Raw genomic sequence first — 551 nt, 5'->3', positions numbered from 1 at the left:
AAGACATCGCCCTGTTGAACGATGCACGTCTTCATGCGGAGAAGATTGTAGATGAATTCTGCGAAACTTATGGCTTCACCAAACCGCGGATGTATCGCCGCAAAGCTCGAAAAGATTATTTGTCCATCGCCAAGAAGAAAAAGAAGTCCAAAAAAGTGATTCGTGCCGCCATCCGCAAGCAACTAAACTACATCGCTCGTGACCTGCGCTACATTGAAACATTTCAAGAACAAGGAGCTGTCCTGACAAAGGATCAATCCGATGATTTTTACACGATTCAACAAATCTACGAACAACAGAACGACATGTATCAGAACAAGACTCATCGTACTCCAAATCGAATCGTTAGCTTCCACCAGCCGTATCTTCGGCCAATCGTTCGTGGAAAGGCTAAAGCGTCTACTGAATTCGGTGCGAAGCTCGACGTCAGCCAAGTCGACGGCTTTCTTCGCCTTGAGCGACTCTCGTTTGATGCCTTTAACGAATCAGAGGACTTGATCCCAGCGATTGAGCGGTATAGGGAACGTACTGGTAAGTACCCAGAGCGGGTT

General features: G+C 47.0%; 1 protein-coding gene. It reads left to right on the top strand.

Annotation, left to right across the window (positions count from 1 at the left end; genetic code table 11):
* Nucleotides 1-551 (top strand): transposase family protein (locus ABD814_RS13170; protein ID WP_486303630.1); only part of this gene is annotated, 551 nt, incomplete at both ends.

It is taken from the genome of Amphibacillus indicireducens (genome assembly GCF_039539605.1).
In the GTDB taxonomy this organism is placed as follows: domain Bacteria; phylum Bacillota; class Bacilli; order Bacillales; family Amphibacillaceae; genus Amphibacillus; species Amphibacillus indicireducens.
The sequence above is the reverse complement of the archived record's forward strand: the minus strand, read 5'-3'. Positions and strand labels throughout refer to the sequence as shown.